Source organism: Dyadobacter sp. CY351 (assembly GCF_021502625.1).
GTDB lineage: Bacteria > Bacteroidota > Bacteroidia > Cytophagales > Spirosomataceae > Dyadobacter > Dyadobacter chenhuakuii.
The window spans coordinates 303,496-324,469 of sequence record NZ_JAKFFU010000010.1 but is presented as its reverse complement, the minus strand read 5'-3'; the positions used below and the strand labels follow the sequence as shown (position 1 = coordinate 324,469).

Genomic DNA, 20,974 nt, shown 5'->3' with positions numbered 1-20,974 from the left:
GTCAGTTCAGTTCTTTTTCCAAAACATAATCGTTCATCCAGTAAGGACCAATGGGAATGTCCTCCTGGCCTGTCACCGCAAAGCCCATTTTTTCATAAAATCCCTTTGCCTTATTATACCGGTTGACATTTAAACCTAATTTTTTCCCACCGGCCGACTTTACATAATTTTCAACCGCAGCCAGGAGATATTTTCCGGCACCCGTTCCCTGCGTGGAAGGAAGTACATATATTTTATGTAACTTAAACTTTTCCCGGCCTTCTTCGGAAGCGGATGCAAAACCTTCCGGCTTGCCGTCGTTTAACAAGATCAGGAAAGAATGCTGCTCAACGGTAAACTGACGCTCGAGAGACTCGGGGGAATATATTTTTTCAAACATATAGTCAATCTGTTCTCTCGTAAGTATTTCACTATAAGTTGCTTCCCAGGTCTGTTCCTGGATTGCGATGATGGTCGGGATGTCGGCTGTGGTTGCAGGCTTTATTGAGAATGATGGCATAATGCTTAATTTTGGCTCATAGCAGTTACAAATAAATCTTTTTTCAACCTAAAAACCGCATTACTTCATTCGCCAGTCAGGACTTTCAACCCCTTAATGTGACCGGCGATAAGTAGAATTATATGAGACCCCTTATTTTAGTTACAAATGACGACGGCATAACGTCCAAAGGAATCCGGACATTGGTGGAAGTGATGCAAACCATTGGAGAAGTGATCGTTGTTGCGCCAAACAGCCCGCAATCCGGGATGGGCCATGCTATCACGATTGGCGAACCGCTAAGACTTTATTCCACACATATTTTTGAAGGCGTTGTTGAATATGAATGTTCAGGAACACCTGCCGACTGCGTAAAACTGGCTAAAAATTACGTTTTGCAGGATCGCAAACCCGACCTGGTCGTTAGTGGGATTAACCACGGAAGCAACAGTTCGATCAGCGTGCTTTATTCCGGGACCATGTCCGCAGCCATCGAAGCTGCAATAGAAGGCATTCCGGCGATTGGATTTTCATTAACGGATTACCGGGAAGATGCGGATTTTGATCATGCTATTCCATTTATCAAATCCATTACCGAAGAAGCGCTCAAAAACGGCATACCGAACGGCATTGCACTGAACGTTAACATTCCTGAGAAAACAGACCTGCCTTTAAAGGGTGTAAAAGTTTGCAGACAGGCGCACGCAAAATGGCAGGAAAAATTTGATTATCGCGTAGACCCGAACGGAAGAGGTTACCTGTGGATGGCAGGAGAATTCGTGAATTTTGACACCGAAAAGGAGGATACCGATGTCTGGGCGCTGGATAACAACTACATTTCTGTTGTACCGTGCCAATATGATCTGACAGCGTATGAGGCAGTAAAACAGCTTTCGACCTGGGATTTATAATTTTAAAATTCAGCTATGGCATTAGTAGGGAGTTTATTAAAAAAAGGAATTCATATCAGCAACATTGTTGCTAACCGCAGAAAAGCAAGTCTTCACATTCAGCAAAAAAAGACGCTGGCGAAATTGCTGGCCAAGGCGCGCTACACAGAGTTTGGAGAAAAATACAATTTTGACGAGCTGCTTTCATCCATATTGTTCAGTGAAAAGGGCGCTTATTACGAATTATACAAGAAAACAGTTCCGGTTTACGATTACAACAAGATCTTCAACGAATGGTGGCACCGTTCGCTTGAAGGCGAAAAAGACATTTGCTGGCCTGGGCAGATCAAATATTATGCATTAAGTTCAGGAACTTCCGAGGCCGCTACGAAGCACATTCCGGTCACAAAGGCCATGTCGCGCGCGATCCAGAAGACCAGCATCCGCCAGATCCTTTCGCTCGGACATTACAAGGATCTTCCCAATGATCTGTATGAAAAAGGCTTCCTGATGCTCGGCGGCAGTACAAATCTGAATAATCAGGACAAACATTTTGAAGGCGATTTGAGCGGCATCACGGCCAAGCAGATTCCTTATTGGTTCAGACCTTACTATAAACCCGGGGAAAAAATCGCTGCGCAGAAAGATTGGGGTTTGAAACTGGAAGAAATTACAAAGCAGGCGCACGAATGGGACATTGGCTTCATTGTGGGCGTTCCGGCGTGGATCCAGCTTTTGATGGAAAAGATCATTGCGCATTATAATGTAAAGACCATTCACGATATCTGGCCCAATTTGCAGGTTTTCGCGCATGGTGGTGTCTCGTTTGAGCCTTACAGAAAGGGTTTCGAAAAGCTGCTGGCAAGGCCATTGATATACATTAACACGTATCTTGCCTCCGAAGGATTTATCGCCTACCAAACCCGCCCGGGCGCACAAGGCATGGAGCTGGTTTGTGACAATGGGATTTTCTTCGAGTTTATTCCTTTCAACGAAAAAAACTTTGACTCAGAAGGCACCTTAATGTCTGATCCTGAGACATTAATGATCGATCAGGTTGAAGAAGGCAAAGAATATGCATTGCTCCTGTCTACATGCGCCGGATCATGGCGTTACCTGATCGGTGACACAGTGAAATTTGTGGACAAAGCGAAAGGTGAAATTGTTATTACAGGACGCACGAAGCATTATCTAAGTCTTTGCGGGGAACACCTTTCGGTCGACAATATGAACAAGGCCGTCGATCTGGTTTCAGATGAGATGGGGTTAACGGTTAAAGAATTCACTGTTTGCGGCATTGAATACGGTTCTATGTTTGCGCACCATTGGTATATCGGCGTAGAAGAAACGGATGTGAATGCAGAAGAGCTCAAAACCAGACTGGACGCCAAATTAGCAGAGCTTAATGATGACTATGCTGTGGAAAGGCGTCATGCATTGAAGGAAGTGTTTGTTACTGTGCTGCCGAACAAAGCTTTTTACGACTGGATGAATTCCAAAGGCAAAATGGGCGGCCAGCACAAGTTTCCGCGTGTTTTCAAGAATTTCCTGATGGATGATTGGAAGGGATTTTTGCAAAAGAACGGCTACATAACGGAACCTCCCTCGCATTAACTCAGGAAATTGACATAAGCAATCTGGCAGGCGATCAGGATAAAAACGACGCCTGTCACTTTGTTAAATATCGTGACCACTCTTGGCGTAAAAACGCGTTTCAACTTGTGCGCAAAGATCGCAATGCCACATTCCACGAGGAATACAGCAACTACACTCGCCGCAAAAAAAACAAGCACCTGGTGATAATTATAATGCAGATTGGTGCGGATATAGGAAGCAATGGTGACCCAGCTGATGAAATTCACCGGATTCAGCCCGTTCAAGAAAAAACCAGTCGTAAAATAGTAAAGCAAATTGCCGAACCGGGTTGTCGGATAGGCAATTTTTGGCTGACCTTTAATCAAATTTGTCAGTCCGAGTGCGATCAGGAAAAATACGCCTGCACCAGCCATCCACTTCTTGAAATCGGGAATATCGGGCAGTAACGCAGTTCCGTAAATAGCGAAGAAAACAAAAATAATGTCGCAAACGAAAACGCCCAGTGCGATCTTCACGCCGGTTTCATAACCATTATCAACACTGTTTTGGACCAATGAGAAAAACACGGTCCCAAACGTGAGGCATAATCCTATTCCAGTAAGCGTTCCATAGAAAAGCGATTCGAGCATATCAGATTCCCCTCAGTCTGGCGGTCATTAAAATGGCGCATACAGACAGCGAATCAGTAATTTCGGAACGCATGCACATATCGACCGCTTCCTGCAAAGACACTTTCCGCACTTGCAGATCTTCGGTGTCCTCAGGTTCTGCTTCCTGTTGCGTCAGCTGTTCGGCGATGAACAGGAAACCTTCTTCGTTGGTGGCGGAATTGGAAGTATGAATGCGCGCAAGCTTGGTCCATTTTTCAGCCAGCAAACCGGTTTCTTCTTTCAGCTCCCGCTTGGCCGCGTCCAGTGGATCTGCATTTAAAGCGCCCCCGCCTTCCGGAATTTCCCAGGAATATTCATCGATTGCATAGCGATATTGACCTACCAGATAAATGTTGCCCTCGGCATCCAGTGGAATAACGCCAATGGCTTGATTCTTAAATTTTACCAGCCCATAAATGCCCTTATTTCCCGACGGGTTGATCACATCGCGATGGCTCAGTTCGAGCCACGCATTTTCGTAGACAGTTTCGGTTGAAAGTGTTTTCCAATTATTTTCTGTGGTTATAACCCGCATTTTCTTAGTATTTTTGGCCTCTGAATTTCAAATCGCAAATGCAAATAAACCAAAATAAGCTTAAACAACGTCTCATACTGCTGTCTTTTATAGCCAGCATCATCCTGACGGGTTTGAAATTCTTCGCTTATTATCTTACCTCCTCCAACGCCATCCTGAGCGATGCGCTGGAGTCGATCATTAATGTTATAGCAAGCGGATTTGCATTTTACAGCATTTATCTTTCGGCGCAGCCCAAAGACAGGAACCATCCATACGGGCACGGCAAAATAGAGTTTTTCTCCGCCGGTTTTGAGGGTGCATTGATCATGATCGCTTCGCTTTTTATCATCATCGAAGCGGTGAACAGGATCCTGGATCCCGCTCCTATTGAAAACCTGCTTCAAGGTTCCGGGTTTATACTTTTTACCATTATTGTCAACACGGCTATCGGTTATAAGCTGTTAACCGAAGGCAGGAAAATGCATTCGCTGGCACTTACCGCCGATGGACGCCATTTGATGACGGACAGCATCAGCAGTCTGGTCCTGATTGTGAGCGTCGGACTCATTATGCTAACTGGCTACGTCTGGATTGATAGCGCTGCTTCCCTCCTGTTCGGTTTATTTCTTGCTTATAACGGCTTCCTGCTTGTTAGTAAATCCGTAGCCGGGCTTATGGACGCTGTGGATGACGCGTTGCTGGAAAAAGTAGTGCAGACATTGAAGGATAACAAAAAAACAGAATGGATCGACGTGCACAACCTTCGCGTGCAGCAATACGGCTCTGACCTGCACATTGATTGCCATTTGACATTGCCATATTATTGGGAACTGCAGAAAGTGCATGAAACAATTCATAATTTTGAAAACATACTGAAAGACAGCCATAGGGGAGAAACCGAGATTTTCGTTCATGCAGACCCGTGCTTATATCAATGCTGTTACTTTTGCCGGGTCGAAAACTGTCCCGTTCGCGCGCATGCCTTTATCAAGGACATTGACTGGGACGCAGCGAGTCTGGTGAAAAATGAGAAGCTGTATAATGAAGCAAGAATTCACATTCCATAATAAATATAAATCTAAATTCTAACCAAAATGTACGTTTCTCGTCGCGAATTCCTTAAAAAAGCCGGTGCTACGGCCTTCGCAGCAACCGCTTTTTCCGACTTACTAATGGCAGATCCTGCCAAAAAACTATGGTTCGATATTTCACTCGCAGAATGGTCTTTGCACAAAGCACTTTTCAAAAAAGAACTGACTAACCTCGATTTCCCGGCATTGGCGAAAAAAGAGTTTGGCATTTCCATCGTGGAATATGTAAACCAGTTCTTCAAAGACAAAGCGGAAGACAAAACATATCTGAATGATTTGATCCAAAGACAAAAAGACAACGGCGTAACTGCGCATTTGATCATGATCGACGGCGAAGGCGGCCTGGGAGAATTGGACGCTGCGGTTCGTAACAAGGCCGTTGAAAACCATTATCGCTGGGTAGAAGCCGCGAAATATCTGGGTTGCAAAACCATCCGCGTTAATGCATTCGGAAAAGGAAGCTTCGAAGAAATAGCTAAATCTGCCGTAGACGGGCTTGGTAAGTTAGGTGAGTTCGCTGCGAAAACAGGCATTAACGTAATCGTCGAAAACCACGGAGGGTCATCATCCAACGGACAATGGTTGTCAGGCGTAATGAAGCAGGTTAACCTAAAAAATGTAGGAACATTGCCGGACTTCGGTAACTTCTGCATCACCAGAAAAGACGGCGGCTGCGCAGAATCATACGACAGATATCAGGGAACGAAAGAGTTGATGCCCTACGCAAAAGGCGTAAGCGCAAAAACGTATGACTTCGACGAAAAAGGAAACTGCATTGAAACGGATTACACAAAAATCCTGAAAATCGTTAAAGACGCAGGCTTCAAAGGAATCGCTGGGATCGAATATGAAGGAAGCAAGCTTTCTGAGTATGATGGGATTAAAGCGACTAAGGCGTTGCTTGAGAGAGTCGGACCAACGGTTTAGTAGGAGGTTTTGAGTCGACTGACTTTGTCATCGTGAGTGGACCAACCCTGTCACCCTGAGCGGAGCCGAAGGGACGTGTAGGATGCTTGCTGGCATGCTGCATGTCCCTTCGGCTCCGCTCAGGGTGACAGTTGGCTTAGGTTGACCATATTGATCAGGTCACCGGGTAAACGTCAATCCCCTCCCAGAACCTATGGAGATCACATCCCCAAATAACTCAAAAACTCCTTCTTAGTACTCTCCTCCTGAAACTTCCCACCATAAAACGCGGTAACAGTGGAGCTTCCTGAATCCCTTATTCCGCGGGACTGAACGCACATGTGCTGCGCATCGATTACAACTGCCACATCTTCCGTTTCCAACGCTAATTTCAGCTCAGTAGCAATCTGCACGGTGAGGCGTTCCTGAACTTGCGGACGTTTTGCAAAGTATTCTACAATGCGGTTCAGTTTGGAAAGTCCGATCACTTTACCGCTGGAAATGTATGCAACGTGCGCTTTTCCGTAAATGGGGACGAAATGGTGTTCGCAGTTGGAGAACACCGATATATCTTTTTCGACCAGCATCTGGTCATACTTATATTTGTTTTCGAACAAAGTAACCGCCGGCTTATTCTTTGGATCAAGGCCGCTGAAAACCTCTGTGATGAACATTTTGGCAACCCGTTTCGGTGTGCCTTTCAAGCTGTCATCGGTCAGGTCCAGGCCCATGATTTCCATAATGTGGCGGAAATGCTTTTCAATCAGCTCCATCTTCATGTCGTCCTCCATTGCAAAGGCATCTTTACGCAAAGGCGTGTCGATCGAAGAAAATACATGATCGTTTCCAACTTCCTCAACCTCAACCATTTCAGTCGACGGGATATTCGACAAAGTTCCGTTCTGTTTCATATAATCTAACTTTCAGGTCAAGGCCTGAGTCAATTTTTGATCTTAATATGGTATAAATAACGATCGCGATATTTTCCGCGGAAGGGTTGAGTGATTTGAATTCTTCGACGTCGAGATTAAGGTTTTTATGGTCAAAACGATCAAGCACAAATTCCTTTAAAACAGAACTGAGCACTTTCATATCCAGCACATAACCGGTTTCAGGATCAACCTCCCCCGTCACCTGAACGATCAGCTCATAATTGTGCCCGTGAAAATTGGGATTATTGCATTTACCAAACACGCTCTCATTCTTTTCAGCCGACCATTCCGGATTATGAAGACGATGAGCCGCATTGAAATGTTCCTTCCGGAACACCGCCACCTTTTGAGCCATATGATGATTTACTTAAAATAAAATTCGCTTTAAATGTCGTTACAAAGTATGTGTCCAACACACTTAAAGCCTTCGAGCCTGGACGTAATGCTCTTTCTGGGGTCACTTGTGTTGGGTTAACGCTTTGCAATTCCAATTTGTTCATTTTTTAAAATAATCATCACCACTTACAGGAATTTCCATTTCATCTGAATTAATAAAAAAAATTAAAAAATACGGTTATTGAATGTAAATTGCGATCTTGGAAACCATTGTGCCGATGGCAGGCCAACCCCATCCTGAACCTTTAAATGGACAACGTCATGAATAGACGCGACTTTATTCAACAAGCCTCAATGGCCGGACCCGCCATCGGGATATTGCCGTCATTGTATTCCAACGAAGCGAAAGCGGCTGACAAAGTGCGGCTGGGGTTTATTGGTGTAGGACTTCGCGGCCGCAGTCACCTTGAACAGGCACTTTTTCGTCCGGATGTGGAAGTGAATGCAATCTGCGACATTGATCCGGCTGCCATCAACGCTTCCCTGGCACAAATCAAGAAGTCGGGAAGAAAAGCGCCGGCGGTTTATGGTAAGGGTGACGAGGACTTTCTGAATATGGTTAAGCGCGATGACCTGGATGGGATCCTGATCGCAACGCCCTGGCAATGGCACGTTCCTATGACGCTGTCTGCCATGAGAGCTGGAAAGTATGCAGCGGTTGAAGTTTCTGCCACGGTCACTTTACAGGAGTCGTGGGACCTGGTGGACACATTTGAAAAAACGGGCTCGCATTGCATGATCCTCGAAAACGTGTGTTACCGCCGGGATGTCATGGCAATATTGAACATGGTCCGCAAGGGAATGTTTGGCGAAATGACCTACGCGCATTGCGGTTACCAGCACGATCTGCGGTCTGTTAAGCTGAATGACGGCAAAAGCAATGGTGGTGTAGGCGTTGAATTTGGTGAAAAAGGATTTTCAGAAGCCAAATGGCGCACCCAACATTCCGTCGACCGCAACGGAGACATTTATCCAACGCACGGCCTGGGCCCGGTGGCACACTGGATGGACATTAATCGCGGCAACAAATTCTCTTACCTGACTTCCACGGCCACCAAATCGAGAGGTTTACACAAATACATCGTTGATCATGGCGGTAAGGATCATCCTAATGCCAAAGTCAATTTCAAGCTCGGCGACATTGTTACGACCGTAATCCAATGCCATAATGGCGAGAACATCGTACTCGTTCATGACACCAACTCGCCGCGCCCCTACTCGCTCGCTTTCCGTGCGCAGGGGACCAACGGCATCTGGATGAACGACGGACACAGCATATATATAGAAGGTGTTTCGCCAAAAGAACACACCGCCGAACCTGACAAGGCCTATCTCGACAAGAACGACCATCCGTTATGGGAAAAATATGCGAAAGATGCAGAAAGCGCCGGCCACGGCGGCATCGATTATTTCGTATTAAGAGGCTTTATTGAATCTATTAAAAGAAAAACCGCACCGCCCATTGACGTGTACGATGCGGCCACATGGAGCTCCATCAGCCCATTATCAGAAATGTCCATTGCAAAAGGAAGCGCGCCCATTGAAATTCCGGATTTCACCCGGGGCAAATGGAAAACCAACAAGCGCATTTTCGGACTGAATGACGAGTATTAACAGCTATTTTTCATTTTTAAACTGCATAACCCTTACCAATTAATTTAAACCTAAATGGACAACAAAAAAAGCTACCTTGGCCCTCTCTTTATGATTGGCGTTATATTCTTCGTGATGGGTTTCATCACCTGGGTAAACGGTACATTAATTACCTTTTTCAAAAAAGCATTTTCCCTTGATAACACCAGTTCCTACCTGGTGACATTCGCCTTTTTCATTTCCTACACGATCATGGCGATCCCCTGTTCTTATGTTGTAAAGAAGACGGGTTTCAAAAACGGAATGTCGCTGGCCCTGCTTGTAATGGCGGCGGGAACGCTGATCTTCATTCCAGCCGCTGAAATGGCTTCCTATCCTGTATTTTTGGTGGGACTTTTCACGATCGGGATCGGTCTGACGGTTTTGCAAACATCTTCCAATCCTTATGCAACGATCCTGGGACCACGCGAAAGTGCTGCTCAGCGGATCAGTATCATGGGAATTGCCAACAAATCGGCAGGGATACTGAGCCAGGTGATCATCGGTAAATTGCTCTTATCCGGTGCAAGCTCAACAGACCCCCAGGAAGAACTTGACAAAGTGGTTGTACCTTATCTGGTTTTGACCGCGATTCTGGTCGGTTTGGCGATTTTGATCCGCATGTCCAAAGGCTTGGTGGAAGTAAGTGAGGAAGAGGAAGCGCCGGTTGGATCAGCACCGGTTGTAGAAAAAACGAGCGTTTTCCAGTTTCCTAACCTTGTGTTGGGCGTGATCGCATTGTTTTGTTATGTGGGTGTTGAAGTAATTGCGGGGGATACGATCATTAATTATGGTGTTTCGCTCGGTTTCGCAGAAGAAGAAGCGAGGCTTTTTGGAACATATACATTGGGTGGGATGATGTTTGGCTATGTTCTGGGCATTGTTTTGATTCCTAAATATGTATCTCAGCAGGCATATCTGATGTTTTCGGCCGTTCTCGGAATGGTAGTAACCATTGCTGCAATCTTTACAACGGGCTTTGCATCAGTGCTTTGCATTGCAATTTTAGGTTTTGCCAATGCGGTGATCTGGCCTGCACTATGGCCTTTGGCATTGAGCGGACTGGGTAAGTTTACCAAAATAGCGTCTGCATTACTGGTAATGGGGATTTCCGGGGGCGCGGTGATGCCATTGGTTTACGGCGGCATTGCCGATTCAATCAAAAGCACACAGCAGGCTTACTGGATCATGGTTCCGTTGTATATTTTTATCCTTTATTTCGGTCTGGTAGGCCATAAAAAGAAAAGCTGGTAGTTCATGAAGATTTCGACTCCGGGCCGTATATGTTTATTTGGTGAACATCAGGATTATCTTGGATTGCCTGTCATTGCAGCGGCTATTTCCCGTCGGATCAGCATCGACGGGCGCTATCGCGATGATGACAAAATCATCCTGCATTTGCCCGATCTTGGGCTGAAAGAGGAGTTTTCTCTAAATGATACATTTCCATACGTGGTGCAGCGGGACTATTTCCGCAGCACCATTAATGTTTTAAAACGAAAGGGTTTAACTTTTTCAAAAGGTTTCGAATGTGTCATTCACGGCAACATTCCGATCAATTCCGGAACGTCGAGCTCTTCGGCGTTGATCGTTTCCTGGGCGCATTTTCTGGATAAAATGAGCGATAAGCCGGTTGGTTTTTCTCAAAAAGAATTGGGAGAAATTGCCAATGCAGCCGAAGTGCTCGAATTTGGCGAACCCGGCGGCATGATGGACCATTATTCTACGGCCATCGGCAATGTGATTTACCTGGAATCAACACCCATCATTCATGTTGAAGCGCTAAGTCCGACCTTGGGAACATTCGTTTTAGGTGATTCTCTGGAGGCAAAAGACACATTAGGCATCCTCGCGCGCTGCCGTTATGGAATGGAAGATGTGATCAAAAAAGTCACGAACTACAACCCTGAATTTTCCATTTTTACCACGCCTTTTGAAAAAGCTGCTGAATACCGATCAAAGCTGACCGACGATGAGCTGAGCCTTTTAAAAGCAAATCTCGAAGACCGCGACATACTTCTGGAAGGTAAAGTGCTGTTAACACAAAGCATTAATAGTCCTGTTAATGAGGAGTTTGACAAACATTTTGGCGGACTTTTATATAAACATTACAAAAACCTGCGCGACCATAAAAGGACGTCAACGCCCAAGATAGAACGCATGATGAATGCAGCTTTATCGGCGGGTGCATTGGGCGGCAAGATCAATGGCTCGGGCGGTGGCGGCTGCATGTTTGTATATGCGCCCACGCAAGCCGAGGAGGTGGCCGAAGCCATTGAAAAACAAGGCGGAAAAAGTTACATCATCACAGTTGATTCAGGAACGCGGATCGAAAACTGAGGCATTAAAATGCACGATTGTAATTCCGATTGTGTTTTTGTTTTAAGACCTTTGCCAATATCATAACAACTCCATGGCAGTAGTTACAGCTTCTGAAAAAACGACAAATCTTTACTGTCCTTCTCTGACAGCATATAAAAGACGCGAAACCATCACCATTAATATCGGCGACCTGCCTATGGGTTCCGACTATCCCATTCGCGTTCAGTCAATGACGACGGTGGACACGATGGATACGCAAGGATCTATTGATGAGGTGATCAGAATGGTGGATTCGGGCTGCGAATATGTGCGTATTACGGCGCCCAGTGTGAAGGAAGCGCAAAATCTTGAAAACATCCGGAACGGCCTGCGCAAGCTCGGTATTAATGTTCCGCTCATTGCCGACATACATTTCACACCCAATGCAGCCGAACTGGCAGCAAGGATCGTAGAAAAAGTAAGGATTAATCCTGGAAATTACGCCGATCGCAAGCGTTTTGAAGTCATTGACTACACCGATGCTTCCTATGCCGCGGAATTGGAACGGATCCGTGAAAAATTCATCCCGCTGGTGCGCATATGTAAGGAATATGGCACAGCGATGCGCATTGGCACAAATCACGGCTCGCTTTCAGACCGGATCCTGAGCCGTTATGGCGACACACCGCTGGGCATGGTGGAATCGGCGCTGGAATTTCTACGGATCTGCGAAGAATTCAATTATTTCAACATTGCGCTTTCAATGAAATCGAGCAACACGCAAGTGATGGTGGAAGCATATCGGTTGCTTGTGCAGCGTTTGGATGAAGAAGGCTTAAAGCCTTATCCGTTACACCTTGGCGTGACAGAAGCAGGCGAAGCAGAAGATGGCCGGATCAAGTCGGCTGTCGGAATCGGCACATTACTGGAAGATGGCTTAGGCGATACGGTCCGTGTTTCATTAACGGAAGCCCCTGAAAAAGAAGCGCCTGTGGCTCGTGCATTAATCCAGCGTTATGCTAACAGAACACCTCACGATTTCATAGAGCCGGTTGATTCTTGCCCGATCAATCCATTTCAATACACAAGAAGGGATACAACAGAGGTTTATAATTTCGGTCATTTGAATGTGCCGCGTGTAATTGCGGATTATTCCAATATCGAAGTCACCCAACTCGAAAACCTGAAAAGCATCGGACATTTCTTTTTGCCAGTGCCGGATAAATGGGCTATGAACGATCAGGGAGCTGATTTTATATATTCCGGAAAAAACCCTATTCCGTTCATGCTGCCAAACGGTTTGCGTGAGATCCTGGATTTTGAGCAATGGCACCAACATGAAAATGCTGCAAACAAATTTCCGCTTTTCGAGGCAGAACAATGGCTTGAAACCGATAAGACACTCGTTTCAACACAGTTGAATTTTATCAAAGGCACCATACATTCACTGAATGATGCGCTGTTGGAAAGTGTCAGAGAGGCAACCAACATTGTCCTGCTGATACACACCGACAACGCACATGCAATGCCAGAACTGCGCCGGTTTTTTTATAAGCTGGTTGAAAAGGGAATTAAAATCCCGGTAGTCGTCCAGCGTGAGTACGCAACCGATTCGGGCGATGAGCTTACATTATATTCAGCTACGGACGTTGGTGGTTTGCTCGTCGATGGTTTTGGCGATGGCGTGTTGTTACAGCCATCTTTCCCAATGCACATCAATCACACAGACAAGCTGAAAGTTGCCGCCTCATTCAACAGCATAGCATTCGGCATTTTGCAAGCCGCCAGAACCCGGATGTCGAAAACAGAATACATTTCCTGCCCATCCTGCGGACGAACACTGTTTGACTTACAGGAAACAACAGCCATGATCCGCAAGCACACCGAACATTTGAAAGGAGTTAAAATCGGCATTATGGGCTGCATTGTTAACGGACCAGGTGAAATGGCCGATGCGGATTACGGATACGTGGGTATGGGAAAAGATAAAATTGCTTTGTATCGTGGTCAGGAAGTGATCAAAAGATCAGTAACTGCGGCGAAAGCAGTGGAAGAATTGATCGGGTTAATTCGGGAAGACGGTCGCTGGATCGAGCCGGACGAGCGTGAAATATTGGTTTAGCAGGGTTGGTAAAGACAGAAACAGCAAAATTTATGAAAAGATACTTTCAATTAGGCGACGTGTTTGGTTACTTCTTTCGCGTCTTCAAAAAAAGGGATCCTAATGCCCCCGATTCCTTTAACCTTCGCATGATGCATGGTATTAACCGCATCTCCATCGTCATGTTTTTAATTTGCGTTATCATTATGATCGTTAGAGCATTAACAAGATGAACCTGGAATCGCTGAGAGATTTTTGCCTGCAACTGCCAGGCGTAACAGAGGAACTGCCCTTTGGCCCGGACACACTCGTATTCAAGGTAAAAGGCAAAGTATTCCTACTTACCCCCATGGACTCAGCGTCCCACCAGTTCAACGCCAAATGTGATCCCGAAAAAGCAGAAGAGCTCAGAGAAAAATATCCGGACGTAAAGCCCGGATATCATATGAATAAGAAGCACTGGAACACGGTTTACGTCACCGGTAACATTCCTAGTGAGACGTTGTTTGGCTGGGTGAAGGACTCTTATGATTTGATAGTTAAGAGTTTGCCGAAGAAGGATCAGGCCACGTTAGCTGGTGAGTGAACGCCCTTCGGCCGCCCGGCGGCCCGGTCCGCTCAGGGTGACAGGGGCAGTAGCGAGCTGCCAAGACACTTTGTAAGTATAGCGAATCGGACGACCAAAGGCACATGAACAATGCCCTGTCAGTCTGAGCGAACCACAACGCCCTGTCAGTCTGAGCGGACCGGGCCGCCGGGCGGCCGAAGACACAACCACCAAGCCCGAGCGAACCGGGCGGTCGACGACACGGCCGCAGCGCCCTACTTAGCAGCCTTCATCTCCTCATCGAGCTTCTTGCTCAATGTCTCACAAACGCCTTCAATCGCATCTGCCATTACATTATCATTCGTAGCAGTCAGCAACGTATCCGCGATGCCGCTCATGAGTTCGATGTAGAAGCGTTTCATTTCGAAAACTTCCATATCCTTGGTCCAAAGGTCGATTTTTAATGTGCCTCTGTGGTAATGATCCCAAACGGCAATGGCGATGGCGCGGGTGTCGTTGATGCCTTCGTTGGGGTTGTCTGTCGCATTCCAAAAAATCTTTTCCGGTATGTTCTTGTCGTCGAGTTCAACACTAAAATGTATTTCCGATTTTTTCATATGAGGTGTTAATATTTAGACAAAAGTAACCAATTGAGGAAATTTATAGTTCTGAAAGATTACTTTGCTGCCTGCTTGAACACCTTTTTCAAAAGATCGGTAACACGTGCTTTCGGGTCTTCGCGGATTTTCTTCTCTTCCTGTGCGATCAAAATGTATAACCCGTCGATAGTCTTTTGCGTAGCATAACCTTTCAAATCCGGATTCACTTTCTTCACCAGAGGAATTTTGTTATAAGTATCAACGATTTCCTTATAATAGTCCGTCGCCTTGTTCAGATTGAGCGTAGAGTCTACAACAGGAAAGAAGGTTTTATACAAATCTTCATTTGTCGTCTTCTTCAAATATTGCGTTGCCGCATCGTCCTGGCCTTTTAATATGCCCAATGCATCAGGGACGGTCATGGACGTAATGGCCTTTACAAAAATAGGTTTTGATTTCTTTGCGGCATCTTCTGCTGCGCGATTGAGTGATAATGTGAATTTATCCACCTGATCTCCCAGTCCCATCTTCCTTAATGTCTCTGCTACTTTCTGCGCTTCCGGAGGGACGGCAATTTTGATCAGCTCATTTTTGAAAAAACCATCCACTTTGGAAGCTTCTGCAGAACCATTACTAATCCCGACATTCAGGGCCTCTTTCAAACCCGAGACGATTTCATTTTCACCAAGTCCATCGGATTTCCCGCTCACCTTATCCAGCACTTTTCCTAAGTTGAACTGGGCCTGTGAATTAGTCGCTGCCAGGAGTAAAAATATTAATATTGCTAAGATTTTGTGATTCATTACGATTGTGTTTGTTAAATTCTGACTACGCCTTAAACGTACTCAATAACGATTAATTTTACTTATTTTTGGGAAAATAACGGTCTTAATCAACCAATTTCAAACTATGGCTCCCATAATCCGGGCTGAAATTTTAACGATCGGTGACGAAATCCTTTTTGGACAAATTACGGATACGAATACGCAATGGATTGGCTCTCAACTGACTGATATAGGCATTCGGCCGGTTAGAAAGACTTCGGTTGGAGATAACAAAGCCGACATACTGGATGCGTTTTCGGCAGCCAGCCAGCGGGTGAACGTTATTATTGTGACGGGAGGCCTCGGCCCTACCCGCGATGATATTACCAAGCATACATTTTGCGAATATTTTGGGACTGAACTTGAAATCAACCAGGAGGCACTGGAACTGATTACGGCGTTTTTTGCAAAACGCGGACGCGCCATGACTGAGCTGAACATCCAGCAGGCTGCACTTCCCAAAAATTGTACCTACATTCCAAATCTTTGGGGAACCGCGCCCGGAATGTGGTTTGAAAAAGACGACGTAATTTACGTTTCGCTGCCCGGCGTGCCATACGAGATGAAGAGCCTGATGGAGTTTGAGATCCTCCCCAGGCTGAAATCAAGATTTGTTTCAAACATTATTCAACATAAATCGGTACGGACGATCGGCATAGGAGAATCTTTTCTGGCCGAAACGATCGCACCTTGGGAGGACGCCCTTCCTGAACATATAAAACTGGCATATCTGCCTCACTTCGGGCAGGTTAAGCTGCGCCTGACAGGCACCGGAACAGATCAGGCCCAGCTGGATGCCGACATGGCGGAGCAGGTTGCGTTACTGATGCCGTATATTGAAGAATGGGTTTTTGGATTTGATACGGATGAACTGGAAACAGTGATCGGATCGTTACTTGTTCAGCACAACGCGACAGTAGGAACGGCGGAAAGCTGCACGGGCGGTTTTGTTGCCAACCAAATCACGAGTGTTCCCGGCGCTTCGCAATATTTTCAGGGTTCGGTGGTGAGTTACAGCAATGAGGTCAAAATGAATGTGCTCGGCGTTTCACCTCAGACATTGGAAGCATTCGGGGCGGTAAGTGAGCAGACAGCGCGAGAAATGGCCGAGGGCGCCCGCAAAGTGCTAAACACCACATTCGCGATTTCCACAACGGGCATTGCCGGACCGGATGGAGGCACGGCCGAGAAGCCGGTTGGAACCGTCTGGATTGCCTGCGCGACACCGGAGGAAACATTCACCCAATTACTTACCTTGCGCAACAACCGGAAGATCAACATTGAGCTTACCGCTTCTTATGCACTGAATTTGTTGCGCAAAACCATTTTGAAAACCAATCTTGCCGTCAAAGGCTGAGAAGAACATTAATATACATTCGGCAACAAAATAAGCTGCCGCGAATGAAAGATACCAGTTATGAAAATAGTTGAAATGGTAATGCCTCCAATGGGCGAAAGTATTATGGAATGCACTGTCCTTCATTTACTTGCAAAAGCAGGTGATAAGGTTTCGGTGGATGATTCGATATTGGAGGTTGCCACGGACAAAGTGGATACGGAAGTCCCCTGCCCTTTTTCCGGCGTGCTTACGGAATGGCTTGTTGCTGAAAACGACGTTGTGCCCATAGGAAGCCCGGTTGCAAAGATTGAAGTGGAGAATGATGTGGATGAAAGCGATCAGCAGCCAGTGGATCAACCTGTCCATGAGCCGTTTAGCGCCGCGTCAGAGGTGGAAGCAACGGCGGCTGTATTGGAAAAGGAATATGAGGAAGTGCTTACCAAAAAAGCACAGCCTGCGCTGGAATATGCCAAAAATAGCCCGGAAAACAATGCATTCTATTCCCCGTTGGTTCTGAGCATTGCGCGTGAAGAGCACATCACGGAAACGGAGCTGGCCACCATTCCGGGAACGGGCATGGAAAACCGGGTCACCAAAAACGATATTATTTCCTTTCTGGATAACCGCAAAAAGTCCCCTGCAACGGCAATGCCCGTTGCAACTTCACTGAACGGCAGCAACGAGATCATTGAAATGGACCGGATGCGGAAGATGATCTCGCAGCGGATGGTTGAGTCGAAGCGAATTTCGGCGCATGTTACTTCCTTTATTGAAACCGATATGACGCCGGTGGTTCAATGGCGGGAGCATACAAAGGCTGAGTATAGAAAGAAAACGGGCGACAGCATCACCTTTACCCCTATTTTGATTGAAGCTGTCGTAAAGGCGATCAAAGATTATCCGATGATCAATATTTCAGTGGATGGCGACCGGATCATTAAAAAGAAGGAAATTAACATTGGCATGGCCGTAGCTCTGCCGGATGGAAACCTCATTGTCCCGGTTATCCATCGCGCAGACCAGTATGATCTGCCTGGATTGGCAAGAAAAGTAAATGATCTCGCCAAGAGAGCGCGGGAGAACAAGTTGAAGGCCGACGATCTGGCCGGCGGGACTTACACGATTTCCAATATTGGCGCATTTGCCAATCTGATGGGCACGCCGATTATCGTTCAGCCGCAGGTTGCGATCATGGCTTTCGGTGCAATAAAAAAGAAACCGGCCGTGATTGAAACGCCGCAAGGCGATTTGCTCGGCATTCGCAGCCTGATGTTCATCTCACATTCGTATGACCACCGCGTTGTGGACGGCTCCCTTGGCGGACTTTTTCTGAAACGCGTGCACGATTATCTTGAAAATTTCGATACGCACAGAACTATAATGTAATGCTCAGACTCACCTTGGACATGGATGATGTGATGGCGAACACCCACAAGAAACTCGCCAACATTGTTCACAATGATTTTTCAACGGTATATAATGAAGAACAGCTGAGAAAAAGCGCTTTCAGAGATATTTTACACCCCAAGCAACTTGCAAAGCTGCATAAGATCATTGATACGCCTGGCTTTTTTGCAGATATTGAAGTGATGAACGGGGCGGTTGAAACAGTCTACAAGCTGTCCAAGTTTTACGAAATATTTGTGGCCACCGCATGCATGGAATTTCCGACGTCGTTTAACGATAAATTTGCCTGGCTAAAAAAGCATTTCCCGTTTATTCCGTGGACTAATGTTGTGTTCTGCGGTTATAAAAGCATTATCCAGTCCGATTACCTCATTGACGATCACGTGCGAAACCTGAATGCGTTCAAAGGCACGGGCATCCTTTTTACAGCGCCGCATAATGTTAAAGAAACCTCATATAAGCGTGTTTCCAATTGGAAGGATGTTTCTGAATTATTCCTACCCATCGCATGAAGCTACTACTTATTGAAGACGAACCGAAAACGCTGCAATCCATTAAACAAGGGCTGGAAGAAAACGGATATGAAGTGGACATTGCCTATGACGGCCTGATCGGTAGGCAGCTGGCAAAAAACAACACTTACCAATTGATTATCAGCGACATTATCATTCCCGGGATCAACGGCATCGAGCTTTGCAGGGAGATCAGGACGTGGGGTGATGAAACGCCTATTTTAATGTTAACTGCGTTGGGCACGACAGATGATAAAGTCACGGGTCTGGATGCCGGCGCGGACGATTACCTGGTCAAACCATTCGAATTTAAAGAACTTCTTGCCCGTGTGAGGGCACTAACGAAGCGTGGCACAACCGTTTCTCATACCGCGCAGCTTCTGAAATTTGCTGATTTGGAAATATCGTTGGATGCGAAAACAGTTTATAGGTCAGGAAATAAGATCAATCTCACGGCAAGGGAATTCAACCTGCTCGTTTACCTGATCCGTAACCAGGGCCGGGTCATTTCCAAAGTGGAGATTGCGGAGCAGGTTTGGGATATTGGTTTTGATACGGGCACCAATGTCATTGAAGTTTATGTAAATTATCTTCGGAAAAAAATCGATAAGGATTATCCTGTCAAGCTGATCCACACCCAGTTCGGTATGGGCTATGTGCTTAAAGTAGAGTAAATTATGCAGATCCGCACCAGACTTACAGTTCAGTTTTCCCTGCTGGTGAGCGGAATCCTTCTGATCACTTTTCTGGCTATCTATTTTTTTTCCTATTACAATGTTAATGAGGACTTTTACGATCGGTTAAGGTCGAAAGCCAAGTCGCAAGCCGAACTTTTGCTGAAAGTACCGCAAGTGAATACCGAGGTTCTGAAAGCGCTGGATGAAACCAACCGCGATTTGATCTATGACGAAAATACATTCATTTTCGACGAAAAGAACCGCCTCATTTACAGCAACCCAACCAGCCCTCAGTCCAAATCCATTCACGTATCCAACTTCTGGCTGGACGAGATCCGGAAGGCCGGACAGATCCGCTATACGGATGGCGATTATAAAGTTGTAGGGTTGTATTACAAATATCCGTTCAATCGGGCCGTGGTTTTGTTAGGGGCAAAAGATTTGTACGGACAGGCCAATTTATCCAATTTAAGCACCCTACTCACGGTTTTGTTCTTTATCGTGACCATTATCGTGGCACTCGTTGGCTGGATTTTCTCGAAACGTGCATTAAGGCCAATTTCCAAGGTGATGAATGCGGTCGAAAGGATTTTACCTCAAAAACTCGACACCAGACTGGACGTTCCTAACCAGAAAGACGAAATTGGCCGCTTAACGACAACATTCAACAATCTGCTTGACCGGATTGAAACTGCATTTCAAATGCAAAAGATTTTCGTGGCCAATGTTTCGCATGAGCTTAAAAATCCTTTGACCAAGATCCGCTCGCAGCTGGAAGTCAGCATGCTAAAAGAACGAAATACAGCTGATTACCAGCTTACTATTCAATCCGTTTTGGAAGACATTCAGGAGCTGGCGCAGCTATCGAATACATTGTTAGAACTAGCGAAAGTGAGCGAGGATCAAAAAGATCTGCTCACAGAAATCATTCGCGTTGATGATCTTTTACTGGATTGCCGACTGGGCCTCGCACAAGCAAACCCTTCCTACAACATTCAGCTCAATTTCGACGAGTTGCCCGAAGACGACACCTGGCTTGAACTGACCGGAAACTCGACATTATTGAAAACCGCGTTCCTGAACCTGATGGACAATGCGTGCAAGTTTTCGGAGAACAATACAGTAAATGTGAATCTGAAAACATCTGCGAGGAGGTTGACGTTAAGCTTTTCAGATAATGGGAAGGGAATTCCGAAAGAAGATCAGAGTCTGGTTTTCCAACCATTTTACCGAAGTGACAACACGGCAAACATTAAAGGATATGGGATCGGGTTGTCACTGGTGGAGCGGATTGTGAAGCTGCATTCGGGCAATGTTAATATTTTCTCCAATCAACCGAAGGGCACAACATTCGTTGTAACATTTTCGAAGCTCTAAGCAAATTCTAACTTTTTATTAACGCCCTTTTAAGTATTGTATGATTTATTTGTATTGTCTCAATAAGACATGCCGATAAAACGGCAGTTCAAAAGGATTTCATTTTTTGTGGTGTTAATAAGCAAACTTGGCAGGTGTATCTCACACCTGCCAAAGTTTTTTTGTGGCCGCCCGGCCTGTTCGGTCTACCTAGGGAGCAAGC

At 45.9% G+C, this 20,974-nt stretch carries 22 protein-coding genes; 15 read left to right on the top strand and 7 right to left on the bottom strand.

The window, feature by feature from the left end; genetic code table 11:
- Nucleotide 1: 1 nt before the first annotated feature.
- Nucleotides 2–499: a GNAT family N-acetyltransferase gene (locus L0660_RS19050; RefSeq protein WP_235160845.1), complete on the bottom strand. Its 498-nt coding sequence runs from the start codon at nucleotides 497–499 to the stop codon at nucleotides 2–4.
- A 122-nt stretch (nucleotides 500–621) separates the two neighbouring features.
- Between L0660_RS19050 and surE the strand changes: the two genes are divergently transcribed.
- Both surE and L0660_RS19040 read left to right on the top strand, forming a co-directional pair.
- Nucleotides 622–1,389, top strand: a complete 768-nt coding sequence (gene surE / locus L0660_RS19045; RefSeq protein ID WP_233798134.1) for a 5'/3'-nucleotidase SurE — start codon at nucleotides 622–624, stop codon at nucleotides 1,387–1,389.
- A gap of 15 nt (nucleotides 1,390–1,404) precedes the next feature.
- Nucleotides 1,405–2,982 carry a GH3 auxin-responsive promoter family protein gene (locus L0660_RS19040; protein WP_235160844.1) on the top strand — a complete coding sequence of 526 codons (1,578 nt, stop codon included), beginning with the start codon at nucleotides 1,405–1,407 and terminating at the stop codon, nucleotides 2,980–2,982.
- On the opposite strand, the gene L0660_RS19035 is transcribed toward L0660_RS19040, so the two are convergent.
- Together L0660_RS19035 and L0660_RS19030 are read right to left on the bottom strand one after the other, a co-directional pair.
- Complete coding sequence (locus L0660_RS19035; RefSeq protein WP_235160843.1) at nucleotides 2,979–3,593, bottom strand: LysE family translocator; 615 nt, start codon at nucleotides 3,591–3,593, stop codon at nucleotides 2,979–2,981. The two genes, L0660_RS19040 and L0660_RS19035, sit on opposite strands and share 4 nt — an antisense overlap.
- A gap of 1 nt (nucleotide 3,594) precedes the next feature.
- On the bottom strand, nucleotides 3,595–4,149 hold the full coding sequence (locus L0660_RS19030) for an NUDIX hydrolase (protein ID WP_235160842.1): 555 nt from the start codon (nucleotides 4,147–4,149) through the stop codon (nucleotides 3,595–3,597).
- Between the two features lie 38 nt (nucleotides 4,150–4,187).
- Between L0660_RS19030 and L0660_RS19025 the strand changes: the two genes are divergently transcribed.
- Both L0660_RS19025 and L0660_RS19020 read left to right on the top strand, forming a co-directional pair.
- Nucleotides 4,188–5,198 carry a cation diffusion facilitator family transporter gene (locus L0660_RS19025; protein ID WP_235160840.1) on the top strand — a complete coding sequence of 337 codons (1,011 nt, stop codon included), beginning with the start codon at nucleotides 4,188–4,190 and terminating at the stop codon, nucleotides 5,196–5,198.
- A 27-nt stretch (nucleotides 5,199–5,225) separates the two neighbouring features.
- A complete protein-coding gene (locus L0660_RS19020) occupies nucleotides 5,226–6,149 on the top strand; it encodes a sugar phosphate isomerase/epimerase (protein ID WP_235160837.1) in 924 nt (307 codons plus the stop codon).
- A 200-nt stretch (nucleotides 6,150–6,349) separates the two neighbouring features.
- On the opposite strand, the gene folE is transcribed toward L0660_RS19020, so the two are convergent.
- Nucleotides 6,350–7,039 carry a GTP cyclohydrolase I FolE gene (gene folE / locus L0660_RS19015; protein ID WP_026632950.1) on the bottom strand — a complete coding sequence of 230 codons (690 nt, stop codon included), beginning with the start codon at nucleotides 7,037–7,039 and terminating at the stop codon, nucleotides 6,350–6,352.
- On the bottom strand, nucleotides 6,999–7,415 hold the full coding sequence (locus tag L0660_RS19010; RefSeq protein WP_233798129.1) for a 6-carboxytetrahydropterin synthase: 417 nt from the start codon (nucleotides 7,413–7,415) through the stop codon (nucleotides 6,999–7,001). Before L0660_RS19010 ends, folE begins: the two co-directional genes overlap by 41 nt.
- A 335-nt stretch (nucleotides 7,416–7,750) precedes the next feature.
- On the opposite strand from L0660_RS19010, the gene L0660_RS19005 reads away from it, so the two are divergent.
- The 6 genes from L0660_RS19005 (at nucleotide 7,751) to L0660_RS18980 (ending at nucleotide 14,076) form a co-directional block, all read left to right on the top strand.
- On the top strand, nucleotides 7,751–9,070 hold the full coding sequence (locus L0660_RS19005) for a Gfo/Idh/MocA family protein (protein WP_409013436.1): 1,320 nt from the start codon (nucleotides 7,751–7,753) through the stop codon (nucleotides 9,068–9,070).
- 54 nt (nucleotides 9,071–9,124) lie between these two features.
- Nucleotides 9,125–10,342 carry a sugar MFS transporter gene (locus L0660_RS19000; protein WP_233798127.1) on the top strand — a complete coding sequence of 406 codons (1,218 nt, stop codon included), beginning with the start codon at nucleotides 9,125–9,127 and terminating at the stop codon, nucleotides 10,340–10,342.
- Nucleotides 10,343–10,345: 3 nt separating this feature from the next.
- On the top strand, nucleotides 10,346–11,428 hold the full coding sequence (locus L0660_RS18995; RefSeq protein ID WP_235160833.1) for a galactokinase family protein: 1,083 nt from the start codon (nucleotides 10,346–10,348) through the stop codon (nucleotides 11,426–11,428).
- A 73-nt stretch (nucleotides 11,429–11,501) separates the two neighbouring features.
- On the top strand, nucleotides 11,502–13,511 hold the full coding sequence (gene ispG / locus L0660_RS18990; RefSeq protein ID WP_235160830.1) for a (E)-4-hydroxy-3-methylbut-2-enyl-diphosphate synthase: 2,010 nt from the start codon (nucleotides 11,502–11,504) through the stop codon (nucleotides 13,509–13,511).
- Nucleotides 13,512–13,543: 32 nt separating this feature from the next.
- Nucleotides 13,544–13,723 carry a DUF6728 family protein gene (locus tag L0660_RS18985; protein ID WP_084439924.1) on the top strand — a complete coding sequence of 60 codons (180 nt, stop codon included), beginning with the start codon at nucleotides 13,544–13,546 and terminating at the stop codon, nucleotides 13,721–13,723.
- Entirely contained in the window at nucleotides 13,720–14,076 is a 357-nt protein-coding gene (locus tag L0660_RS18980; RefSeq protein WP_235160827.1) for an MmcQ/YjbR family DNA-binding protein, read from the top strand. Before L0660_RS18985 ends, L0660_RS18980 begins: the two co-directional genes overlap by 4 nt.
- A 236-nt stretch (nucleotides 14,077–14,312) precedes the next feature.
- On the opposite strand, the gene gldC is transcribed toward L0660_RS18980, so the two are convergent.
- The gene (gldC, locus tag L0660_RS18975; RefSeq protein WP_026632943.1) at nucleotides 14,313–14,654 is read right to left on the bottom strand and encodes a gliding motility protein GldC; all 342 of its coding nucleotides are present in this window, start codon (nucleotides 14,652–14,654) and stop codon (nucleotides 14,313–14,315) included.
- 59 nt (nucleotides 14,655–14,713) lie between these two features.
- A complete protein-coding gene (locus tag L0660_RS18970) occupies nucleotides 14,714–15,439 on the bottom strand; it encodes a DUF4197 domain-containing protein (RefSeq protein WP_235160825.1) in 726 nt (241 codons plus the stop codon).
- 106 nt (nucleotides 15,440–15,545) lie between these two features.
- Between L0660_RS18970 and L0660_RS18965 the strand changes: the two genes are divergently transcribed.
- The 5 genes from L0660_RS18965 to L0660_RS18945 are packed head-to-tail and all read left to right on the top strand — an operon-like array spanning nucleotide 15,546 to nucleotide 20,772.
- Complete coding sequence (locus L0660_RS18965; protein ID WP_235160822.1) at nucleotides 15,546–16,817, top strand: competence/damage-inducible protein A; 1,272 nt, start codon at nucleotides 15,546–15,548, stop codon at nucleotides 16,815–16,817.
- A gap of 60 nt (nucleotides 16,818–16,877) precedes the next feature.
- Nucleotides 16,878–18,185, top strand: a complete 1,308-nt coding sequence (locus L0660_RS18960; RefSeq protein WP_235160820.1) for a dihydrolipoamide acetyltransferase family protein — start codon at nucleotides 16,878–16,880, stop codon at nucleotides 18,183–18,185.
- On the top strand, nucleotides 18,185–18,718 hold the full coding sequence (locus tag L0660_RS18955) for a 5' nucleotidase, NT5C type (RefSeq protein WP_026632939.1): 534 nt from the start codon (nucleotides 18,185–18,187) through the stop codon (nucleotides 18,716–18,718). The genes L0660_RS18960 and L0660_RS18955 overlap by 1 nt, the downstream gene beginning before the upstream one ends.
- Nucleotides 18,715–19,392 (top strand): response regulator transcription factor, encoded by a 678-nt coding sequence (locus L0660_RS18950; RefSeq protein WP_233798119.1) that lies wholly within the window; start codon nucleotides 18,715–18,717, stop codon nucleotides 19,390–19,392. The genes L0660_RS18955 and L0660_RS18950 overlap by 4 nt, the downstream gene beginning before the upstream one ends.
- Nucleotides 19,393–19,395: 3 nt before the next feature.
- A complete protein-coding gene (locus tag L0660_RS18945) occupies nucleotides 19,396–20,772 on the top strand; it encodes a HAMP domain-containing sensor histidine kinase (RefSeq protein ID WP_026632937.1) in 1,377 nt (458 codons plus the stop codon).
- The last annotated feature ends 202 nt before the right edge of the window (nucleotides 20,773–20,974 follow it).